The 18617-nt window shown below is 71.5% G+C and carries 18 protein-coding genes; 17 read left to right on the top strand and 1 reads right to left on the bottom strand.

The annotated features are described in order from the left end of the window. The first annotated feature begins 15 nt into the window (after window positions 1-15). The 9 genes from ruvX (at window position 16) to nusB (ending at window position 7935) form a co-directional block, all read left to right on the top strand. Window positions 16-552 carry a Holliday junction resolvase RuvX gene (gene ruvX / locus ABD298_RS03050; RefSeq protein WP_208712980.1) on the top strand — a complete coding sequence of 179 codons (537 nt, stop codon included), beginning with the start codon at window positions 16-18 and terminating at the stop codon, window positions 550-552. A gap of 50 nt (window positions 553-602) precedes the next feature. Continuing rightward, a complete protein-coding gene (mltG, locus tag ABD298_RS03045; RefSeq protein ID WP_344298227.1) occupies window positions 603-2570 on the top strand; it encodes an endolytic transglycosylase MltG in 1968 nt (655 codons plus the stop codon). Then, window positions 2567-3448 carry a shikimate dehydrogenase family protein gene (locus ABD298_RS03040; RefSeq protein ID WP_344298226.1) on the top strand — a complete coding sequence of 294 codons (882 nt, stop codon included), beginning with the start codon at window positions 2567-2569 and terminating at the stop codon, window positions 3446-3448. The genes mltG and ABD298_RS03040 overlap by 4 nt, the downstream gene beginning before the upstream one ends. A 26-nt stretch (window positions 3449-3474) precedes the next feature. Continuing rightward, window positions 3475-4674 carry a chorismate synthase gene (aroC, locus tag ABD298_RS03035; RefSeq protein ID WP_344298225.1) on the top strand — a complete coding sequence of 400 codons (1200 nt, stop codon included), beginning with the start codon at window positions 3475-3477 and terminating at the stop codon, window positions 4672-4674. Between the two features lie 50 nt (window positions 4675-4724). Then, window positions 4725-5267 (top strand): shikimate kinase, encoded by a 543-nt coding sequence (locus ABD298_RS03030; protein WP_344298224.1) that lies wholly within the window; start codon window positions 4725-4727, stop codon window positions 5265-5267. Continuing rightward, window positions 5264-6367: a 3-dehydroquinate synthase gene (aroB, locus tag ABD298_RS03025; protein ID WP_344298223.1), complete on the top strand. Its 1104-nt coding sequence runs from the start codon at window positions 5264-5266 to the stop codon at window positions 6365-6367. Before ABD298_RS03030 ends, aroB begins: the two co-directional genes overlap by 4 nt. Beyond that, window positions 6364-6873: a tetratricopeptide repeat protein gene (locus ABD298_RS03020; RefSeq protein ID WP_344298222.1), complete on the top strand. Its 510-nt coding sequence runs from the start codon at window positions 6364-6366 to the stop codon at window positions 6871-6873. The genes aroB and ABD298_RS03020 overlap by 4 nt, the downstream gene beginning before the upstream one ends. An 88-nt stretch (window positions 6874-6961) precedes the next feature. Next, window positions 6962-7525 (top strand): elongation factor P, encoded by a 564-nt coding sequence (gene efp, locus ABD298_RS03015; protein WP_208712630.1) that lies wholly within the window; start codon window positions 6962-6964, stop codon window positions 7523-7525. Further along, complete coding sequence (gene nusB / locus ABD298_RS03010; protein WP_208712629.1) at window positions 7525-7935, top strand: transcription antitermination factor NusB; 411 nt, start codon at window positions 7525-7527, stop codon at window positions 7933-7935. The genes efp and nusB overlap by 1 nt, the downstream gene beginning before the upstream one ends. Window positions 7936-8019: 84 nt before the next feature. Here the strand turns inward: nusB and ABD298_RS03005 are convergent, their stop codons facing one another. Beyond that, complete coding sequence (locus tag ABD298_RS03005; protein WP_344298221.1) at window positions 8020-9189, bottom strand: PrsW family intramembrane metalloprotease; 1170 nt, start codon at window positions 9187-9189, stop codon at window positions 8020-8022. A 178-nt stretch (window positions 9190-9367) separates the two neighbouring features. Here ABD298_RS03005 and pyrR point away from each other — a divergent pair, with 178 nt between their 5' ends. The 8 genes from pyrR to mihF are packed head-to-tail and all read left to right on the top strand — an operon-like array spanning window position 9368 to window position 18609. After that, a complete protein-coding gene (gene pyrR, locus ABD298_RS03000; RefSeq protein ID WP_344298220.1) occupies window positions 9368-9994 on the top strand; it encodes a bifunctional pyr operon transcriptional regulator/uracil phosphoribosyltransferase PyrR in 627 nt (208 codons plus the stop codon). After that, window positions 9991-11016 (top strand): aspartate carbamoyltransferase catalytic subunit, encoded by a 1026-nt coding sequence (locus tag ABD298_RS02995; RefSeq protein WP_344298219.1) that lies wholly within the window; start codon window positions 9991-9993, stop codon window positions 11014-11016. Before pyrR ends, ABD298_RS02995 begins: the two co-directional genes overlap by 4 nt. Then, complete coding sequence (locus tag ABD298_RS02990) at window positions 11013-12353, top strand: dihydroorotase (protein ID WP_344298218.1); 1341 nt, start codon at window positions 11013-11015, stop codon at window positions 12351-12353. Before ABD298_RS02995 ends, ABD298_RS02990 begins: the two co-directional genes overlap by 4 nt. Next, a complete protein-coding gene (locus ABD298_RS02985; protein ID WP_344298217.1) occupies window positions 12353-12880 on the top strand; it encodes a PH-like domain-containing protein in 528 nt (175 codons plus the stop codon). Before ABD298_RS02990 ends, ABD298_RS02985 begins: the two co-directional genes overlap by 1 nt. Then, the gene (gene carA, locus ABD298_RS02980; protein WP_344298216.1) at window positions 12877-14073 is read left to right on the top strand and encodes a glutamine-hydrolyzing carbamoyl-phosphate synthase small subunit; all 1197 of its coding nucleotides are present in this window, start codon (window positions 12877-12879) and stop codon (window positions 14071-14073) included. The genes ABD298_RS02985 and carA overlap by 4 nt, the downstream gene beginning before the upstream one ends. After that, on the top strand, window positions 14073-17408 hold the full coding sequence (gene carB, locus ABD298_RS02975; protein ID WP_344298215.1) for a carbamoyl-phosphate synthase large subunit: 3336 nt from the start codon (window positions 14073-14075) through the stop codon (window positions 17406-17408). Before carA ends, carB begins: the two co-directional genes overlap by 1 nt. Beyond that, complete coding sequence (pyrF, locus tag ABD298_RS02970) at window positions 17401-18276, top strand: orotidine-5'-phosphate decarboxylase (protein WP_344298214.1); 876 nt, start codon at window positions 17401-17403, stop codon at window positions 18274-18276. The genes carB and pyrF overlap by 8 nt, the downstream gene beginning before the upstream one ends. Before the next feature lie 15 nt (window positions 18277-18291). Continuing rightward, window positions 18292-18609: an integration host factor, actinobacterial type gene (gene mihF / locus ABD298_RS02965; RefSeq protein WP_208712621.1), complete on the top strand. Its 318-nt coding sequence runs from the start codon at window positions 18292-18294 to the stop codon at window positions 18607-18609. The last annotated feature ends 8 nt before the right edge of the window (window positions 18610-18617 follow it).

The raw sequence follows: 18617 nt of genomic DNA, 5'->3' as shown, positions 1-18617 counted from the left end.
GCCACCGCTGAAGGCATGGTGTCAGAAGGATTCAGGCGCGGAGTCCGCCTGGGAGTCGACGTGGGCACGGTGCGCGTCGGCGTCGCGGTGTGCGACGCCGACGGCATCCTGCCGACGCCGCTGAAGACGCTCGCGCGGGATCCGAAGCGCAACAGCGACATCAAGGTGCTCGTGCGCGAGGTGCTCGAACGCGGCGCCGTCGAGGTCTATGTCGGCCTGCCGCGCACCCTGGCAGGCGGGGAGACCGCGTCGGCGGCACTCGCGCGCGGCGTCGCAGAGCTGCTCGCGGACCGGCTGGCCGACGCCGGGGCCGGATGCGAGGTCCGGCTGGTGGACGAACGGTTCTCGACCGTCGAGGCCCACCGGACCCTCCACGCAGCTGGCCTCGACTCGCGTGAGCATCGTAGAGTGGTGGACCAAGTGGCCGCCGTGGGCATCCTCCAGCACGCGCTGGACCTCCTCAGAGGGCGCGGCGAAGCGGGGACTGCAGTGATGGCCCGCAGTCCGCGGAATGGGGAAATCCGTGGCGACGACTCGGATATGAGAGGCTAGCAAGGATGGACCCCCAGGAGAACACGACCCCCGCCGTGCCTGATCGGCCCTTGACCCGTAGGGAGCTGCGCGAGCGCGAGCGTGCCCGGCAGGAGGCGCAGCAGCGCATGCTCACGCCGCAGCGGCGCGCCTACGCGCCGCCGCCCTCGGCGTTCCCGCGCCTGCCGTCGGATCCGACCCCTCCGGCGGCGACCGCCACGCCCTCGCCGGCGGCGGCAGCCGCGCTGAGCGGGGCCTTCCCCACCTCCTCAGTCCAGCCGGCCTCCTCGCCCGCTGCCCCCGCGCACGATCGGGACCGGCAGGCGCCCCAAGGCCGCCGCCGCGGATCGTTCTCCGCCGCAGCGCCCGCCCAGAGCCCAAGCCGCCCCGAGGCGCCCCAGGCCCGGCCTTCATCCGGCACGAGCCCCACCTCCGCGGCCATGGGATGGGGTGCGTACCCGCCGTCGTCCGGCCCCAGCGCGCTCGCGTTCACGCCGCCGTCGCCGGTCCCCGCGGCAGACGCCGGCCCCCCGGCCGTCCTTCCGGAGCCCGTGGTCCCCGCGCCCACGCCTGCCCGCTCCGCCGAACCGGCCTTGCCGCCGCCCACCGCCTTCTTCCCGGCCGTCCCCGAGTCGGCGCCCGCGACCGTCCCGGTGAGCCGCGTGAGCTCCCCTGACGAGCGGACCGGTGCCGGTACAGGCTCGGCAGACCAGCAGGACCGGCGCAGCGTCTTCCCGCTCGCCGCCCAGGGCTACACCCGCGGCCACGCCGGTGCCGCCCATCGGCACGCGGACACGCTCGAGGATTCCCGCCGCGAGGAATGGAACGCCCAGGCACCCGCCGGCTACGGGGACGACGTCCGGACGGCCGTACACCACGGGAACGACCACGCGTACGACCATGGGCACGACCCCGCGTACGACGAGCCCCAAGAGGTGGACCACGCGGTCTTCGGGGAGCCCGTCGTGGCGCCCGCGCCCTCGAAGCGTTCCCGCCGCTTCCGGCTGGTCGTCGGGCTCGGGCTCGCGATCGCGCTCTTCGTGGGCGCCTCCCTCGTCGTCGTCCAGATCCTCAGCCCCGTGCTCGGCATCGGGAAGGTCACCGACTATCCCGGCCCGGGGGAGGGCTCCGTCACGGTGACGGTCCAGCCCGGATCGGGGCCCGCCGCCGTCGCGAACAGCCTCGAGAAGCAGGGCGTGGTCGCCGACGCGAACACCTTCCTCAAGGCCTTCGCAGCGACCGGGGGCAGCCTCCACCCCGGCGACTACACCTTCAAGAAGGAGATGCCCTCTTCGGACGCCGCCCAGGTGCTCGCGGGAACCTCGGGCGAGAAGGTCATCTACCTGGCCCTCAACGCGGGACTGCGCGTCTCGGAGTCCCTCGACGAGATCGCCAAGGCGGCCTCGGTGGACCGCAAGGACCTCGACGCGCTCAACGCCAAGCCGTCCGAGTTCGGCCTGCCGGCCCAGGCGAAGAACCTCGAGGGCTACCTCGCCCCCGGCGAGTACCGGCTCCCCGTGGGGAGCTCCGCGAAGGACATCCTGACCAAGCTCGTCAACACGACCCTCGACGAGCTCAAGAAGGCGGGGGTGACTGACCCGGCGAAGCAGTACCAGGTCCTCACCGTTGCCAGCATCGTCCAGGCGGAGGGCGGCCGGGCCGACTACGGGAACGTCGCAGGCGCCATCTACAACAGGCTCAAGCCCAACCCCGAGACGAACGGCCTCATCCAGTCGGACGCGACCGTCACCTACGGAATCGGCAAGAAGAGCTACCACATCAGCGAGGCCGAGAAGGCCGACCAGGGCAACGCGTACAACACCTACCAGCACGCCGGCCTGCCGCCGGGCCCGATCGGCTCGCCGGGAGCCACGGCGATCCAGGCCGCGGCGAAGCCCACGCCCAACGACTACCTGTACTGGGTGACCGTGAACCTGGACACGGGGGAGACCAAGTTCTCCAAGACGTACGCCGAGCACCTCGGGTACGCGCAGCAGTACGAGCAGTGGTGCCAGGCGAACGCGGGGAAGTGCAAGTGACCGGATCCCCCCGCCGCCGCGCCGCGGTGCTCGGGCATCCGATCGGCCACTCGAAGTCCCCGGCGCTGCACGGTGCCGCCTACGCGGTCCTCGGCATCGACATGGAGTACGGATCCTTCGATCTCACGGAGGCCCAGCTGCCTGCCTTCGCCTCGCGCGTGCGGAGCGAGCCGGGCTGGCGGGGGCTCTCGGTGACCATGCCGCTGAAGGCTGCCTTCGTCCCGCTCGTCGACCGGCTCGACGGCCTCGCCGCTGAGCTGGGCGTCCTGAACACCGTGGTCGTCGAGGACGGCCCGAGCGGCCCCGTCCTCGTCGGTCACAACACGGACGTCGCCGGGATCGTCGAGTCCTTCCGGCACGCGGGACTGCAGCGGGTGCAGTGCCCGGTCGTCGTCGGGGCTGGCAACACCGCCCTCGCGGCCGTCGCCGCTCTCGCGCAGCTCGGGGCGACCGGTGTCGAGTTCCTCGTCCGGGACCCTGCACGTGCAGGGGAGGCTGCGGGCCTCGCCCAGCGGCTCGGACTGGCGGTCTCCCTCGCACCGATCATGGGGGGCGCACGCCGCCTTACCGCGGCAGACGCCGTCGTGAGCACCCTCCCGCCCCGCGCCGCCGACCCCCTGGCGGCGGAGCTGGGGTCACTGCCGGCGGCGTCCGACGGCGGCGACCGCGTCCTGCTCGACGTCGCCTACGATCCGTGGCCCAGCAGGCTCGGCGATGCCTGGACCGACCGCGGGGGCCGTGTGCTGCACGGGCTCGAGATGCTCGTCTACCAGGCCGTCGAACAGATCGTGCTGTTCACCGGCCGCGAGGACGCGAGGGAACCGCGCGTCATAGATGTGATGTGCGACTCAGTGGGAGTACCGCGGCGCACGGCCTAGTGCGCGCGCGTGGCAGGATGGAATACATGTTGCGTTGGTTGACCGCCGGTGAGTCCCATGGCCCGGCACTCGTTGGAATCGTCGAGGGCCTCCCGGCCGGCGTCGGCCTGACAAGCGAGGACATCAAGGCGGCGCTCGCCCGCCGCCGTCTCGGCTACGGCCGCGGCGCCCGCATGAAGTTCGAGGCCGACGAGGTGACGATCGTCGGCGGCGTGCGCCACGGACTGACCCAGGGCGGCCCCGTCGCCATCCAGGTGGCCAACACCGAGTGGCCCAAGTGGGAGCAGATCATGGCGGCTGACCCCGTCGACGCGGCCGAGCTCGAGGGACAGGCGCGCAACGCTCCGCTCACCCGGCCCCGCCCGGGCCACGCCGACTTCACCGGGATGCAGAAGTACGGCTTCGACGAGGCCAGGCCGGTCCTCGAGCGCGCGTCAGCCCGGGAGACCGCTGCCCGGGTAGCGCTCGGCACCGCGGCCGCAGCGTTCCTGCGCGAGCTCGGGATCGAGCTCGTGAGCCACACGACCCAGATCGCCGGAGTGGCTGCCCCCGAGGACGCTCCTCTGCCGCTGCCGGCGGATGTCGAAGCGCTCGATGCCGACCCCCTGCGCTGCTTCCACGCCGCCACCTCCGAGGCGATGGTCGCTGAGGTGGACGCCGCGCACAAGGAGGGCGAGACCCTCGGCGGCGTCGTGGAGGTCCTCGCCTACGGGCTCCCGCCGGGCCTCGGAAGCTACGTCCACTGGGACCGCCGGCTCGACGCGCGCCTCGCCGGGGCACTCATGGGCATCCAGGCCATCAAGGGCGTCGAGGTCGGGGACGGCTTCCGCACCGCTGCCCGCCGCGGGTCCGCCGCCCACGACGAGATCGTCCGCGACGCCGCAGGCAAGATCGTCCGCTCTACCAACCGGGCCGGCGGCATCGAGGGCGGCATGAGCATCGGCGACGTCCTCCGCGTCCGCGCGGCCATGAAGCCCATCGCCACGGTGCCGCGCGCCCTGCGCACGATCGACGTCTCCACCGGAGAGGCGGCCAAGGCCCACCACCAGCGCTCCGACGTCTGCGCCGTCCCCGCCGCCGGCGTCGTCGCCGAGGCGATGGTCGCGCTCGTCCTGGCCCAGGCCGTGCTCGAGAAGTTCGGCGGCGACTCGGTCGCCGAGACCCGGCGCAACCTCGAAGCCTACGTCGCCGCCATCCCCGCGAACCTCGACTCGGTGGTTGGATGACCGCGCCGGCTCCATGCCGGCTTGACCGACCGGTAGTCCTTTTCGGTCCCATGGCCGCGGGGAAGAGCTCCGTCGGCGTCGCCCTCGCCGAGCTCGTGGGGGCCGAGTTCCTCGACTCCGATGCGCTCGTCGTGGCCGAGCACGGCCCGATCCCCGAGATCTTCGCCGCCCACGGGGAGGAGGCGTTCCGCGCCGCCGAGGCCGAGGCCATCGCGCGGGCCCTCACCGGAATCCACCCCCAAGGCCTTGTCCTCGCGCTCGGCGGCGGATCCGTCCTGCGCGAGGAGACGCGCACACGGCTCACGGACGTCCACCGCGTCTACCTGCGCGCCTCATGGGACGACGTCGCCCCCCGGCTCGCCGGAAGCGCGGACCGGCCGCTCCTGCACGGGGATGCCGAAGGCAGCTGGAAGGCGCTCATGGACCGGCGCAGGCCCGTCTTCGAGCAGCTCGCGTCGCTGACGGTGGACACGGGGACGAGCACGGCCCCGGAAGTCGCGGAACTCATCGCGCGACGGATCTGCTCGGGGAGCGACACGGGCGCACACACGCAGGCGGCGGCACACCGCATCGACGAGGGAGTCCAGGCATGAGCAGCGACGCTGCAGTCATCAAGGTCACGGGAGCCACACCCGCGGAGAACTACGACGTGGTGGTGGGCCACGGCCTGCTCGACCGGCTCGCGCCCATCCTCGGGGAGCGCGTCCGCCGCGTGCTCGTCATCCACCCCCGCGCGCTGCGGGCAACCGGCGACGCCGTGCGCGACTCCCTCGCAGCCGACGGATTCACGGCGGTCACCGCCGAGATCCCGGACGCCGAGGAGGGCAAGCACATCCAGGTCGCGGCGTTCTGCTGGCAGGTGCTGGGACAGAACGACTTCACCCGGTCGGACGCGATCGTCGCGGTGGGCGGCGGGGCCGTGACCGACCTCGCGGGCTTCGTGGCCGCAACCTGGCTCCGCGGCGTCCGGGTCGTCCACCTGCCCACGAGCCTGCTCGCGATGGTCGACGCGTCTGTCGGCGGCAAGACGGGGATCAACACGGCGGAGGGCAAGAACCTCGTCGGCGCCTTCCATCCGCCGGCCGCCGTGCTCGCCGACCTCGACGCGCTCGCGACGCTTCCCCGCAACGAGCTCGTCTCGGGCATGGCAGAGGTCGTGAAGTGCGGCTTCATCGCCGACCCCGCCATCCTCGAGCTCATCGAACGCGACCCGGCCGCCGTGGCCGACCCGGCGTCGTCGACCGTGCGGGAGCTCATCGAGCGGGCCATCGCCGTCAAGGCGAAGGTCGTCTCCGCCGACCTCAAGGAGTCCGGCCTGCGCGAGATCCTCAACTACGGCCATACCCTCGGCCACGCCATCGAGCTGGCGGAGCGCTACTCGTGGCGGCACGGGGCCGCCGTGAGCGTCGGGATGATGTTCGCTGCGGAGCTCTCCCGCAGCGTCGGACGGCTCTCGGACGAGGTCGCCGACCGCCACCGCAGCATCCTCACCTCCCTCGGGCTGCCCACCTCCTACCGGCCGGACCGGTGGCAGGCACTCCTCGACGGGATGCGCCGGGACAAGAAGGCACGTGGCGACCTGCTGCGCTTCGTCGTCCTGGACGACGTCGCGAAGCCCGGAATCCTCGAGGTCCCGGACACATCGCTCCTCTTCGCCGCCTACCAGGAGATTGCGGAGGGGATACCGGCATGATGCTCGATCGCCGCGAATGGCCGGACGCCGGCTTCCCCGGGATCGCCCTCAACCCTGACACGCTCGACGCCGAGATCGTCGACGAGGAACGCTGCGAGTCCGCGCTGGCAGCCACCGCAGAGCCGGCTGACCACGCCATGGTGGAACTGGCGCGGGGACACGTGAACGAGGCGGCCGAGATCCTCATGGAGGCCCGCTACCAGGATCCCGAGTCGTTCAAGCTCAAGGTCCTCGAGCTCGACGTCATGCGCGCGGGCCACCGCAACGACCGCGCCGTCGAGCGCGCCCAGAAGCTGCTCGCCGAGGTCAAGGGGACGCCGCGCGAGGCGGTGGTCTACCACTACCTCGGGAAGATCCAGTTCACCCGCGGGAAGTACTCCGCCGCGGAGAGCGCGTTCTCCAAGGCACTCGACCTCCGGGTCGCCGCCTCGGCGGATGCGAGCCTCATCTACACCTCCACGGTGGCTCTGGGGCGGGTCCGCGAAGTCCTCAGCGCCCAGTCCTGACGCTCCGGAGCCGCCGCGTCGGGGCGGAGGCGTCCCGTACGGGTAGAATGGTCTGCGGATTTCTCACAGCAGACCAGAGAGGCTTTTCGTGGCAACCACCAACGACATCAAGAACGGCACCGTACTGAACCTGGACGGCCAGCTGTGGAACGTCATCGAGTTCCAGCACGTCAAGCCGGGCAAGGGCGGGGCGTTCGTGCGCACCAAGCTGCGCAATGTCCTCTCGGGCAAGGTCGTCGACAAGACGTTCAACGCCGGAACCAAGATCGACACGGCCACGGTGGACCGCCGCGACTACCAGTACCTCTACAAGGACGGCGCGGACTTCGTGTTCATGGACACGGACACCTACGACCAGATCACCGTTCCGGGCGAGACCGTCGGCGACGCCGCGAACTTCATGCTGGAGAGCCAGACGATCCTCATCGCCCTCCACGACGGCTCCCCGCTCTACGTCGAGCTCCCGCCGAGCGTGGTCCTCGAGATCACCTACACCGAGCCGGGCCTCCAGGGGGACCGCTCGTCTGCCGGCACGAAGCCCGCGACCGTCGAGACGGGCTACGAGATCCAGGTGCCGCTCTTCCTCGAGACCGGGACCAAGGTCAAGGTCGACACCCGTGACGGCAGCTACCTGGGACGTGTCAACGACTAGTGAGCGCCCGTGGAAAGGCCCGTTCGCGGGCCCTCGACATCCTCTTCGAAGCCGAGCAGCGCTCGGTGACGCCGTCTGAGGTCATCCAGCGGCGCCGCGACTCGACCGAGCAGACCATCAACCCGTACACGGTCGAGATCGTCGACGGCGTGACGGCCAAGCAGGCGCAGATCGACGAGATCCTGCGCACGTACGCGCAGGGCTGGACCCTCGAACGGATGCCGGCCGTCGACCGGATCGTCCTGCGGATCGGTGCGTGGGAGCTGCTCTTCAACGACGACGTCCCGGACGGTGTTGCCGTGAGCGAGGCGGTCGCCCTCGCCCGGACGATGTCCACCGACGAGTCGCCGCAGTTCGTCAACGGCCTCCTGGGGCGCCTGCAGCAGCTCAAGCCGACCCTGCTGGCCTGACCCGCCGGTGTCTGCGTGAAGTGAGGGGTCCCGCCGCTGGCGGGGCCCCTCCTTGCGTGGTCCCGGCACGCGTCGTCCTGAGCTTCACAGCTGCGGGCGGTCGTGGGGAACGCCCGTGATCTCGGCCCTCAGGCGGACGACTCGGTCGAGGAGGTCGCGCTCGGCGCCCTCGTAGCCGTCAAGGTCCCTCCCGCTCAGGACGCGCTGCCTCCTCGAGGCCAGCTGCGTCGCCGTGCGGATGAGGGCCTGCATCGGCGCCCGCCGTCCTGCCGACGTGGCCCAGCGGAGGCCGGCGGAGCGGCCGCGGGGGGTCGCGAGCATCTCGACTTCGAGCGGCGTGAACCAGCCGGCCTGGGCGTACTCGACCAGGCGGGCGTGCGTGATCCGCGCCTCGGCGCGCCTGAGGACGTAGACGCCCGCCACCGATGCGGCGAAGAGCGGGACCTGCACGAGGGCGTAGAGCATGAAGAAGTCCTCGCCCGCGCCGTTCCACACGTTGTGCAGGAGCATGGCGGGGACGAGGCCCACGACGAACGCGACCGCAATCCCGACGGGGCCGGACCGCCGCGCGGCGAATCCCATCGCGAGGCCGATGGCACCGGTGAACATCGCGTGGGCGAAGGGGGACAGGATCCCGCGGAGGGTGAAGATGACTGCGAGCGACGCTGGGGAGCCCGAGCTGTCGTCATAGAGGCGCCCGAAGTACAGGACGTTCTCGGTGAAGGCGAACCCCGCGCCCACCGTCATGCCGTAGACGATCCCGTCCACCGGACCGCCCACATGCCTGCGCGCCACGAGCATGAGGATGAGCAGTCCGACGCCCTTGGCCGTCTCCTCGACGATGGGGGCCTGGACGGTGGCGAGGAACTCCATGGTGCGGGCTTCGGTGGCCCCCCGCGGGGCGAACGCTGCCATGAAGAGGGGCTGGACGAGCGTCGTCGCTGCCACGGCGACCGCCCCGCCCCACGCCAGGGCGAAGGCGAGCAGGCGCTTCGGCTCCGGCTCCCATCGGTCCACGGCATACACCGCCAGGAGCACGACGGCGAGCGGGAACAGAGAGAGGACGAACCCGATCGCGAAGCCGGCGCTGCCGGTCGAGCGCAGCAGGAAGGGGACGACGAGCAGGAGGCTCGCGACCACGAGCACCCCGCCCGCGACGAAGAGGGCGAGGAGCCCGGCGCCCCTGCGGGCGGGCGGCGGCTGGGGAGCCTGACTGGGAAAGGCAGGCGGCCAGCCGGCGTCGTACCTGGTCATGGCTCAAGGCTAGCGCCGGCGCGCTCTCCCGGGGGCAGCGTGAGGACCCTGCAGCCGGCCTGCGCCGGGTGCCGGTGACGGGAGCCACAGGGGCCTTGAGGGCCCTCGGCGCTGTGGTAGCGTGGATCGACCGTTGTCCTTTTAATTCCGTCCTGCGAGGCGGGGAAAGGGGTCTGCTGTGGCATCATCCCAGGCAGAGAAATCCGGCGGCGAGGACCTTTCCTCAGGGGCGGAGCGCATCGTCCTGAGCGCGGGCGACATCGACCGCGCGCTCACGCGCATCGCGCACGAGATCCTCGAAGCCAACAAGGGCCCTGAAGGGCTCGTCCTCCTCGGCATCCCGCGGCGGGGCTACCCCCTCGCCGTCCGGCTTGCGGCCAAGCTCGCAACCGCCGACCCGAGCGTCGACGCGGCCGCGATCGTGGGCCAGCTCGACATCACGATGTTCCGGGACGACCTCGCACGCCAGCCTACGCGTTCGCCCGCCCGGACCATCCTCCCCGCGAGCGGCATCGACGACCGCGTCGTCGTGCTCGTCGATGATGTCCTGTACTCGGGCCGCACCATCAGGGCCGCACTCGACGCCCTCACCGACCTCGGGCGCCCCCGCTCGGTGCGCCTCGCCGTCCTCGTGGACCGCGGCCACCGCGAGCTCCCGATCAGGGCCGACCACGTGGGCAAGAACCTTCCGACGTCGCGCGCCGAGAAGGTCCGCGTCCGCCTGACCGAGGTGGACGCGGCGGGCGGCTACGACGAGGACCTGGTCTCGATCGAGGCCCCGGCCAGCGAGGGAGTGGCCCGGTGAGGCACCTCCTGAGCACCAAGGACCTCTCCGCCCACGACGCCATCCGCATTCTCGACACCGCCGAGGAGATGAGCGCCGTCAACGACCGCGAGGTCAAGAAGCTCCCCGCGCTGCGCGGCCGCACCGTGGTCAACCTCTTCTTCGAGGACTCGACCCGCACGCGGATCTCCTTCGAAGCCGCGGCCAAGCGGCTCTCGGCGGACGTGATCAACTTCGCTGCACGCGGCTCGTCCGTCTCCAAGGGGGAGTCGCTCAAGGACACCGCCCAGACGCTCGAGGCGATCGGCGCAGACGCCGTCGTGATCCGCCACAGCGCCTCGGGCGCCGCGCACCGCCTGGCGACGACGGACTGGATCAGCGCCGCCGTGGTCAACGCGGGCGACGGGACGCACGAGCACCCGACCCAGGCACTCTTGGACGCGTTCACGCTCCGCCGCCACTGGGCCCGGCTCGCGGGAACCGCGTCGACCGGGACTGCGCTCTCCGGGGCGAAGGTCATCATTGTCGGCGACATCCTCCACTCGCGCGTCGCGCGCTCGAACGTGTGGCTCCTGACCGCGCTGGGCGCCTCCGTGACTCTCGTGGCACCCCCCACGCTCCTGCCGGTGGGCATCGAGCAGTGGCCGTGCGCGGTCTCCTATGACCTCGACACCGCCCTCGCCTCGCGCCCCGACGCGGTCATGATGCTGCGCGTCCAGGCGGAGCGCATGAACGCCTCGTACTTCCCGTCCACCGGTGAGTACTCGCGGCGCTGGGGGCTCGGGGACGAGCGCTTCGCCCGTCTGGACGAGCTCGGGCTCAAGGACACGATCATCCTCCACCCCGGCCCGATGGTGCGCGGCCTGGAGATCTCCTCGACGGCCGCCGACTCAAAGCGGTCAAAGGTCCTGGCACAGGTGGCCAACGGCGTGTCGGTGCGCATGGCAGTGCTCTACCTGCTCATGTCCGGGGGCCTGGACGGTCCGCCCCAGCCTGAACGACAGGCCCTGCCCGCACACCTCGCCAAGGAGACTGCCTCATGACCGCTTCAGAGACGTACCTCGTCCGCGGCGCCTCGCTCTACGGCGAGCAGCGGGTCGACCTGCTCATCGCCGACGGCCGGATCGCCCGCGTCGGCTCGGGCCTCGACGCCGAGGGCGCCACCGTGGTCGACGCCGACGGCCTCGTCGCGCTCCCGGGCCTCGTCGACGTCCACACCCACCTCCGCGAGCCCGGCCGCGAGGACGCGGAGACCGTCGAGACCGGGTCCCGCGCGGCCGCTCTCGGCGGCTACACCGCCGTGCACGCGATGGCCAACTCCAACCCGGTCGCGGACACCGCGGGCGTCGTCGAACAGGTCGCGACGCTCGGCCGGCGCGCAGGCTGGGTCGACGTCCGGCCGGTCGGCGCCGTGACCGTGGGACTCGCCGGCGAGCAGCTCGCCGAGCTCGGCGCGATGGCCGAGTCCGCAGCGCACGTGCGGATGTTCTCGGACGACGGCATGTGCGTGCACGACCCCGTCCTCATGCGCCGCGCCCTCGAGTACGTCAAGGCGTTCGACGGCGTCGTGGCCCAGCACGCGCAGGAGCCGCGCCTTACCGCGGGCGCCCAGATGAACGAGGGCGCCGTGTCCGCGGTCCTCGGCCTGCCCGGCTGGCCCGCGGTGGCGGAGGAGAGCATCATCGCCCGCGACGTCCTGCTCGCGCAGCACGTCGGGTCGCGGCTGCACGTCTGCCACGTCTCCACCGCCGGCTCGGTCGAGATCATCCGTTGGGCCAAGGCCCGCGGCATCGACGTCACAGCGGAGGTGACCCCTCACCACCTCTGGCTCACGGACGAGCTCGTCCGCACGTACGACCCGGTGTACAAGGTCAACCCGCCGCTGCGCACGCCCAGCGACGTCGAGGCCCTCCGGCAGGCCCTCGCCGACGGCACGATCGACGTCGTAGGCACCGACCACGCGCCGCACCCGAGCGAGCACAAGGAGTGCGAGTGGGCCCAAGCCGCGATGGGCATGACGGGGCTCGAGACGGCCCTGTCCGTCGTCCAGCACTCCATGGTGGAGACGGGCCTCCTGGACTGGCGCGGCGTCGCCCGCGCGATGTCCGAGGTGCCGGCACGGATCGGCGGGCTCGCGGACCAGGGCCGGCCGCTCGCCGAGGGCGAGCCCGCGAACGTGACGCTCGTGGACCCGGCCGCGCGCTGGACCGTGGACCCCGCCGTGCAGGCGACCAAGGGCCGCAACTCGCCCTTCGCAGGCCGCGAGCTCCCCGGCCGCGTGGTGGCCACGTTCTTCCGCGGCCACGCGACGGTGCTCGACGGCGCCCTCAACACGCCGCACCCCGCGCTCGTGGGGGACCACGCGGCCGAGGCCCGCTGATGGAGCGGCTCGGCCCGGGCCTGCTCATGCTGGGCATCGCCGTCGTGCTGGTCGCGCTCGTGTGGGTCGGCTGGCGCGGACGTCTCCGACGCCAGAGTGGCGTGCCTGCCCCCGCGCCGGTCCCGGAGGACACGGGCGCGGAGAGGCTCCGCTGCCCCGGCCAGTACGTCGTGACGACGAGCGCCGGGGACTGGCTCGACCGGATCGCGGTGCACGGCCTCGGCGTGCGGACCACCGCCGACGCGGTGGTGGCGGATGCCGGACTGGTCTTCGACCGGTCCGGGGCCGGGCCCCTTTTCGTCCCGGCCGGGGACCTGCGGGATGTCCGGCTCGAGTCCGGGATGGCGGGGAAGTTCGTCGAGAAGGACGGGCTCGTCGTCGTGGGCTGGCAGCTCGGTGGGCACCCGGTGGACACGGGCTTCCGGCCCCGGTACGCCGAAGAGAAGAATGCCCTTGTGGCAGCAATCGAGGATTTGATGGGTTCCGCGCCGGGTGACGGCGCGGGTCAGGGAAAGAGTGAATCGTGACTGAAAAGGCGAAGCAGCGGCAGCCAGCCGTCCTGGTGCTCGAGGACGGGAAGATGTTCCGCGGGCACAGCTACGGGGCGGTGGGCACCTCGCTCGGCGAGGCGGTCTTCGCAACCGGAATGACCGGCTACCAGGAGACCATCACCGACCCGTCCTACGCGCGGCAGATCGTCGTGCAGACGGCCCCGCACATCGGGAACACCGGAGTGAACGGCGAGGACGCGGAGTCCCGCCGCATCTGGGTCGCCGGGTACGTCGTGCGTGACCCCGCGCGTCGACCCTCGAACTGGCGCAGCGAGCGCAGCCTGGACGAGGAGCTCGAGGACCAGGGCATCGTCGGCATCCAGGGCGTCGACACGCGCGCCATCACGCGCCACCTGCGCGAGCACAAGACGATGCGCGCCGGCATCTTCTCCGGCGAGGCCGCCCAGCGCTCCGACCGCGAGCTCCTCGACGACGTCCTCGGAAGCGCGCCCATGGAGGGCTCGCGCCTCGCCGAGGAGGTCAGCATCGACGAAGCCTACGTGGTCGAGCCCGCCGACCACGGCTGGGACGGGGACCCGCGCTTCACGATCGCCGCGATCGACCTCGGCATCAAGTCCATGACGCCGCACCGCTTCGCCGAGCGGGGCGTCCGGGTCCACGTCCTCCCCGCCACCGCCACCATCGAGGACCTGCGCGCCATCAACCCCGACGGCGTCTTCATGTCGAACGGCCCCGGCGACCCCGCCACGGCAGATGCCCAGGTGGGACTGCTCAGGTCGGTCCTGGACGAGAAGATGCCCTACTTCGGCATCTGCTTCGGCAACCAGATCCTCGGCCGCGCGCTCGGCTTCGGAACGTACAAGCTGCGCTACGGCCACCGTGGAATCAACCAGCCCGTCATGGACCGCCGGACCGGCAAGGTCGAGATCACGAGCCAGAACCACGGCTTCGCGGTGGACGCGCCGCTCGACGGCGCGAGGGTCGCCCCGGAGGAGCGCTTCGGCCGCGTCGAGGTCTCCCACATCAGCCTCAACGACCAGGTGGTCGAGGGCCTCGCGTGCCTCGACATCCCCGCGTTCTCGGTCCAGTACCACCCCGAGGCCGCGGCCGGCCCGCACGACGCCGCATACCTGTTCGACCGCTTCATCGACCTGATGGCGTCGAACAAGAAGTCCACCGCCACCCCCGAGACCGAGGAAGCCAAGTAATGCCGAAGCGTACGGATCTCAAGAGCGTCCTGGTCATCGGTTCAGGCCCGATCGTCATCGGCCAGGCCGCGGAGTTCGACTACTCCGGCACCCAGGCCCTGCGCGTGCTCAAGGAGGAGGGCCTCCGGGTCATCCTCGTGAACTCCAACCCGGCGACGATCATGACGGACCCCGAGTTCGCCGACGCGACCTACGTCGAGCCGATCACCCCGGAGGTCGTCGAGAAGATCATCGCCAAGGAGCGCCCCGACGCCGTCCTGCCGACCCTGGGTGGTCAGACCGCGCTCAACACCGCTATCGCGCTCGACAAGAACGGCGTGCTCGCGAAGTACGACGTCGAGCTCATCGGCGCGAACATCGCCGCAATCGAGCTGGGCGAGGACCGCGAGAAGTTCAAGGGCGTCGTGGAGCGCTGCGGCGCCGAGAGCGCCAAGAGCCACATCGTGCACACGATGGACGAGGCCTTCGCCGCGGCCGAGGACCTGGGCTACCCCATGGTGGTCCGCCCGTCCTTCACGATGGGCGGCCTCGGGTCGGGGCTCGCCTACAACGAGGAGGACCTGCGCCGGATCGTCGGCCAAGGCCTGCAGTACAGCCCGACCACCGAGGTGCTCCTCGAGGAGAGCATCCTCGGCTGGAAGGAGTACGAGCTCGAGATGATGCGGGACAAGAACGACAACGTCGTGGTCGTGTGCTCGATCGAGAACTTCGACCCGGTCGGCGTGCACACCGGCGACTCCATCACCGTCGCCCCGGCCCTGACGCTGACCGACCGCGAGTACCAGAAGCTGCGTGACGTGGCGATCGCCGTCATCCGGGAGGTCGGCGTCGATACCGGCGGATGCAACATCCAGTTCGCCGTCGACCCCAAGACGGGGCGCGTCGTCGTGATCGAGATGAACCCGCGCGTCTCCCGCTCCTCGGCGCTCGCGTCGAAGGCCACGGGCTTCGCGATCGCGAAGATCGCCACGAAGCTCTCGCTCGGCTATACGCTCGACGAGATCCCGAACGACATCACCCAGAAGACGCCGGCGAGCTTCGAGCCGACGCTGGACTACGTCGTCGTGAAGGTCCCTCGCTTCGCGTTCGAGAAGTTCCCTGCCGCGGACCCGACGCTGACGACGACGATGAAGAGCGTCGGCGAGGCGATGGCCCTCGGGCGCAACTTCACCGAGGCGCTCCAGAAGGCGCTGCGCTCCCTCGAGCAGAAGGGCGCGCAGCTCGACTTCTCCTCCGTGCCCGAGTACGAGGTCGCGGAGCTCGTGGAGAAGGCCAAGCGCCCCACCACCCAGCGCCTCGCCCAAGTCCAGCGCGCGCTGCTCGGCGGTGCGAGCGTCGAGGAACTGCACGAGGCGACGGGCATCGACCCGTGGTTCCTCGACCAGCTGCAGCTGCTCAACGAGGTCGCTGCCGAGATCAAGGCCGCCCCGGCGCTGACCGAGGACGTGCTGCGGCTCGCCAAGCGCCACGGCTTCTCTGACGAGCAGATCGCGGCCCTCACGCACTCGGCCGAGGCCGTTGTCCGCGGCGTCCGCCAGGCGCTCGGCGTCCGCCCGGTCTACAAGACGGTGGACACCTGCGCCGCCGAGTTCGCTGCCTACACGCCCTACCACTACTCGTCCTACGACGAGGAGGACGAGGTCGAGCTGCACAAGAAGCCCTCGATCGTCATCCTCGGCTCGGGCCCCAACCGCATCGGGCAGGGCATCGAGTTCGACTACTCGTGCGTCCACGCCACCATGGCACTGCGCAGGGCCGGCTACGAGACCGTCATGGTCAACTGCAACCCGGAGACCGTCTCGACGGACTACGACATCTCCACGCGCCTGTACTTCGAGCCGCTCACGCTCGAGGACGTGCTCGAGGTCATCGCGGCCGAGGAGCGTACGGGCGGGGTGCTGGGCGTGTTCGTCCAGCTCGGCGGCCAGACCCCGCTCAAGCTCGCACAGCAGCTGGCCGACGCCGGCGTGCCGATCCTCGGCACGTCGCCGGAGGCGATCGACCTCGCCGAGCACCGCGGAGCCTTCGCGAAGGTGCTCGACGACGCCGGCCTGATCGCTCCCAAGAACGGCACCGCCGTCTCCTTCGAGGAGGCCAAGCGGATCGCCGACGAGATCGGGTACCCCGTGCTCGTCCGTCCGTCCTACGTCCTGGGCGGCCGCGGGATGGAGATCGTGTACGACGAGCCGAACCTGGCCCGCTACATCGCCAACGCCACCGAGATCACTCCGGACCACCCGGTGCTGATCGACCGCTTCCTCGAGGACGCGGTCGAGATCGACGTCGATGCCCTCTACGACGGCACCGACCTCTACGTCGGCGGCATCATGGAGCACATCGAGGAGGCCGGCATCCACTCGGGCGACTCGGCCTGCGTGCTGCCGCCGGTCACGCTCGGAACCGACGTGGCCGAGCGGGTGCGCGCCGCGACCGAAGCGATCGCGCGCGGCGTCGGGGTCCGCGGGCTCATCAACATCCAGTTCGCCATCGCCTCCGACGTCCTGTACGTCCTCGAGGCGAACCCCCGCGCGTCCCGCACGGTGCCCTTCGTATCCAAGGCCACTGGGGTGCAGCTCGCCAAGGCCGCGGCGCTCATCGGCACTGGCGTCACGATCAAGCAGCTGCGGAGCGCGTACCACATGCTGCCGGAGACCGGCGATGGCGCGGTGCTGCCCGCCAATGCCCCGGTGGCGGTCAAGGAGGCGGTCCTGCCGTTCAGCCGCTTCCGCACTCCCGAGGGCACCGTGGTGGACAGCCTCCTCGGCCCAGAGATGCGCTCGACCGGCGAGGTCATGGGCATCGACAAGCACTTCGACACGGCCTTCGCCAAGAGCCAGGCCGCGGCGAACAGCTCCCTGCCGACCTCCGGGCGGGTCTTCGTGTCCGTGGCCAACCGGGACAAGCGCTCGGTGATCTTGGGCGTCAAGAAGCTCGCCGACCTCGGCTTCGAGATCGTCTCGACCTCCGGTACCGCCGCGGTCCTGAACCGCAACGGCATCCAGGCGTCCGTGGTCCGCAAGGTCACCGACGGCTCGGCTTCGGCGAGCGCAGAGGCCAACAGCGAGGGCACGATCGTGGACCTCATCAACGACGGCAAGATCGACATGGTGATCAACACGCCGTCCGGCGGGGCCGCGCGCGGCGACGGCTACGAGATCCGCGCCGCCGCCACCTCGAACGGCAAGCCGTGCATCACGACCGTCGCGGAGTTCAACTTCGCGGTGCTCGCGATCGAGGCGATGCGCAGCTTCGAGTGGAGCGTCACGAGTCTCCAGGAGCACGCGGCCGCCCTCCGCGGGGAGCCGCACGACGTGCCGGAGTCCGCTGGTGTCTGAGGCTCCGGCCGGAGCGACTGCCGCGGGGCGCGCGCCGTTCGGCGAGCGCCTCGCGGCGGCCACGGCCGCGCGCGGCCCCCTGTGCGTCGGCGTCGACCCGCACCCGTCGCTCCTGGCAGCGTGGGGGCTCGCGGACGACGCCGACGGGCTGCGGCGCTTCTCCCTCACCGTGCTCGAGGCGGTGGCCGACGTGGCCGCCGCGCTCAAGCCGCAGGTCGCGCTCTACGAGCGCCACGGCTCGGCCGGTCTGGCGGTGCTCGAGGAGCTTCTGGCCGCCGCCCGAGACGCGGGCATGCTCACGATCGCCGACGCGAAGCGCGGGGACATCGGCTCGACGATGGCTGCCTACGCGGACGCCTGGCTGCGCGACGGCTCCCCCCTGGCGGCAGACTCCGTGACGCTGAGCCCCTATCTCGGCTTCGAGTCCCTCCGACCGGCCCTCGACCTCGCGGCTGAGACCGGCCGCGGCGTCTTCGTGCTGGCCCTGACCTCCAACCCCGAGGGCGCCTCCGTGCAGCACGTCGGCGGGGACGCCTCGGTGGCGCGCCGCATCGTCGATGCCGCCGCTGCCGAGAACCGGCGCTATGCGGGCTCGCCCGAGGGCCACGGCTCGGTCGGGCTCGTTGTCGGGGCGACCGTGGGAGGTGCCGTCGACGCGCTGGGGCTCGACCTCGCGGCGATGGCGGGCCCCATCCTCGCCCCCGGCCTCGGCGCGCAGGGCGCGACCCCGGCGGACCTGCGCACGACCTTCGGGGCGGCCTACGGGCAGGTGCTCGGGACCTCGAGCAGGGACATCCTCACCGGCGGCCCCACCGCCGCCGGGGTGCGCGAGCGGGCGGAGCGCACCCTCGCAGAGCTCGCCGGCTGAGCGTAGGGTGAGCCCGTGGCCCTGATTCCGCTCAGCCCCGCCCAGCGGCGCGACGCCCTCGAGAAGGCGGTGGCGGCGCGGGTCGCGCGGGCGGAGGCCAAGGCGCTGCTGCGGTCGGGCGAGGCGACGGTGGGAGAGGTGCTCGAGCGCGCCCAGACCGACGAGGCCCTCGCACGGCTCAAGGTGACGGACATGCTCGAGTCGCTCCACGGCGTCGGCCCCGTGCGCGCGCTCGCCATCCTCGAGGGGCTGGGCATCGCGCCGAGCCGGCGGCTCCGGGGGCTCGGGGCGCACCAGCGCCGGGCGCTGGTAGATTTTCTGGGAGCGAACTGACGTGCGGA

The organism is Sinomonas flava (genome assembly GCF_039531875.1).
Lineage (GTDB): Bacteria > Actinomycetota > Actinomycetes > Actinomycetales > Micrococcaceae > Sinomonas > Sinomonas flava.
The sequence above is the reverse complement of the archived record's forward strand: the minus strand, read 5'-3'. Positions and strand labels throughout refer to the sequence as shown.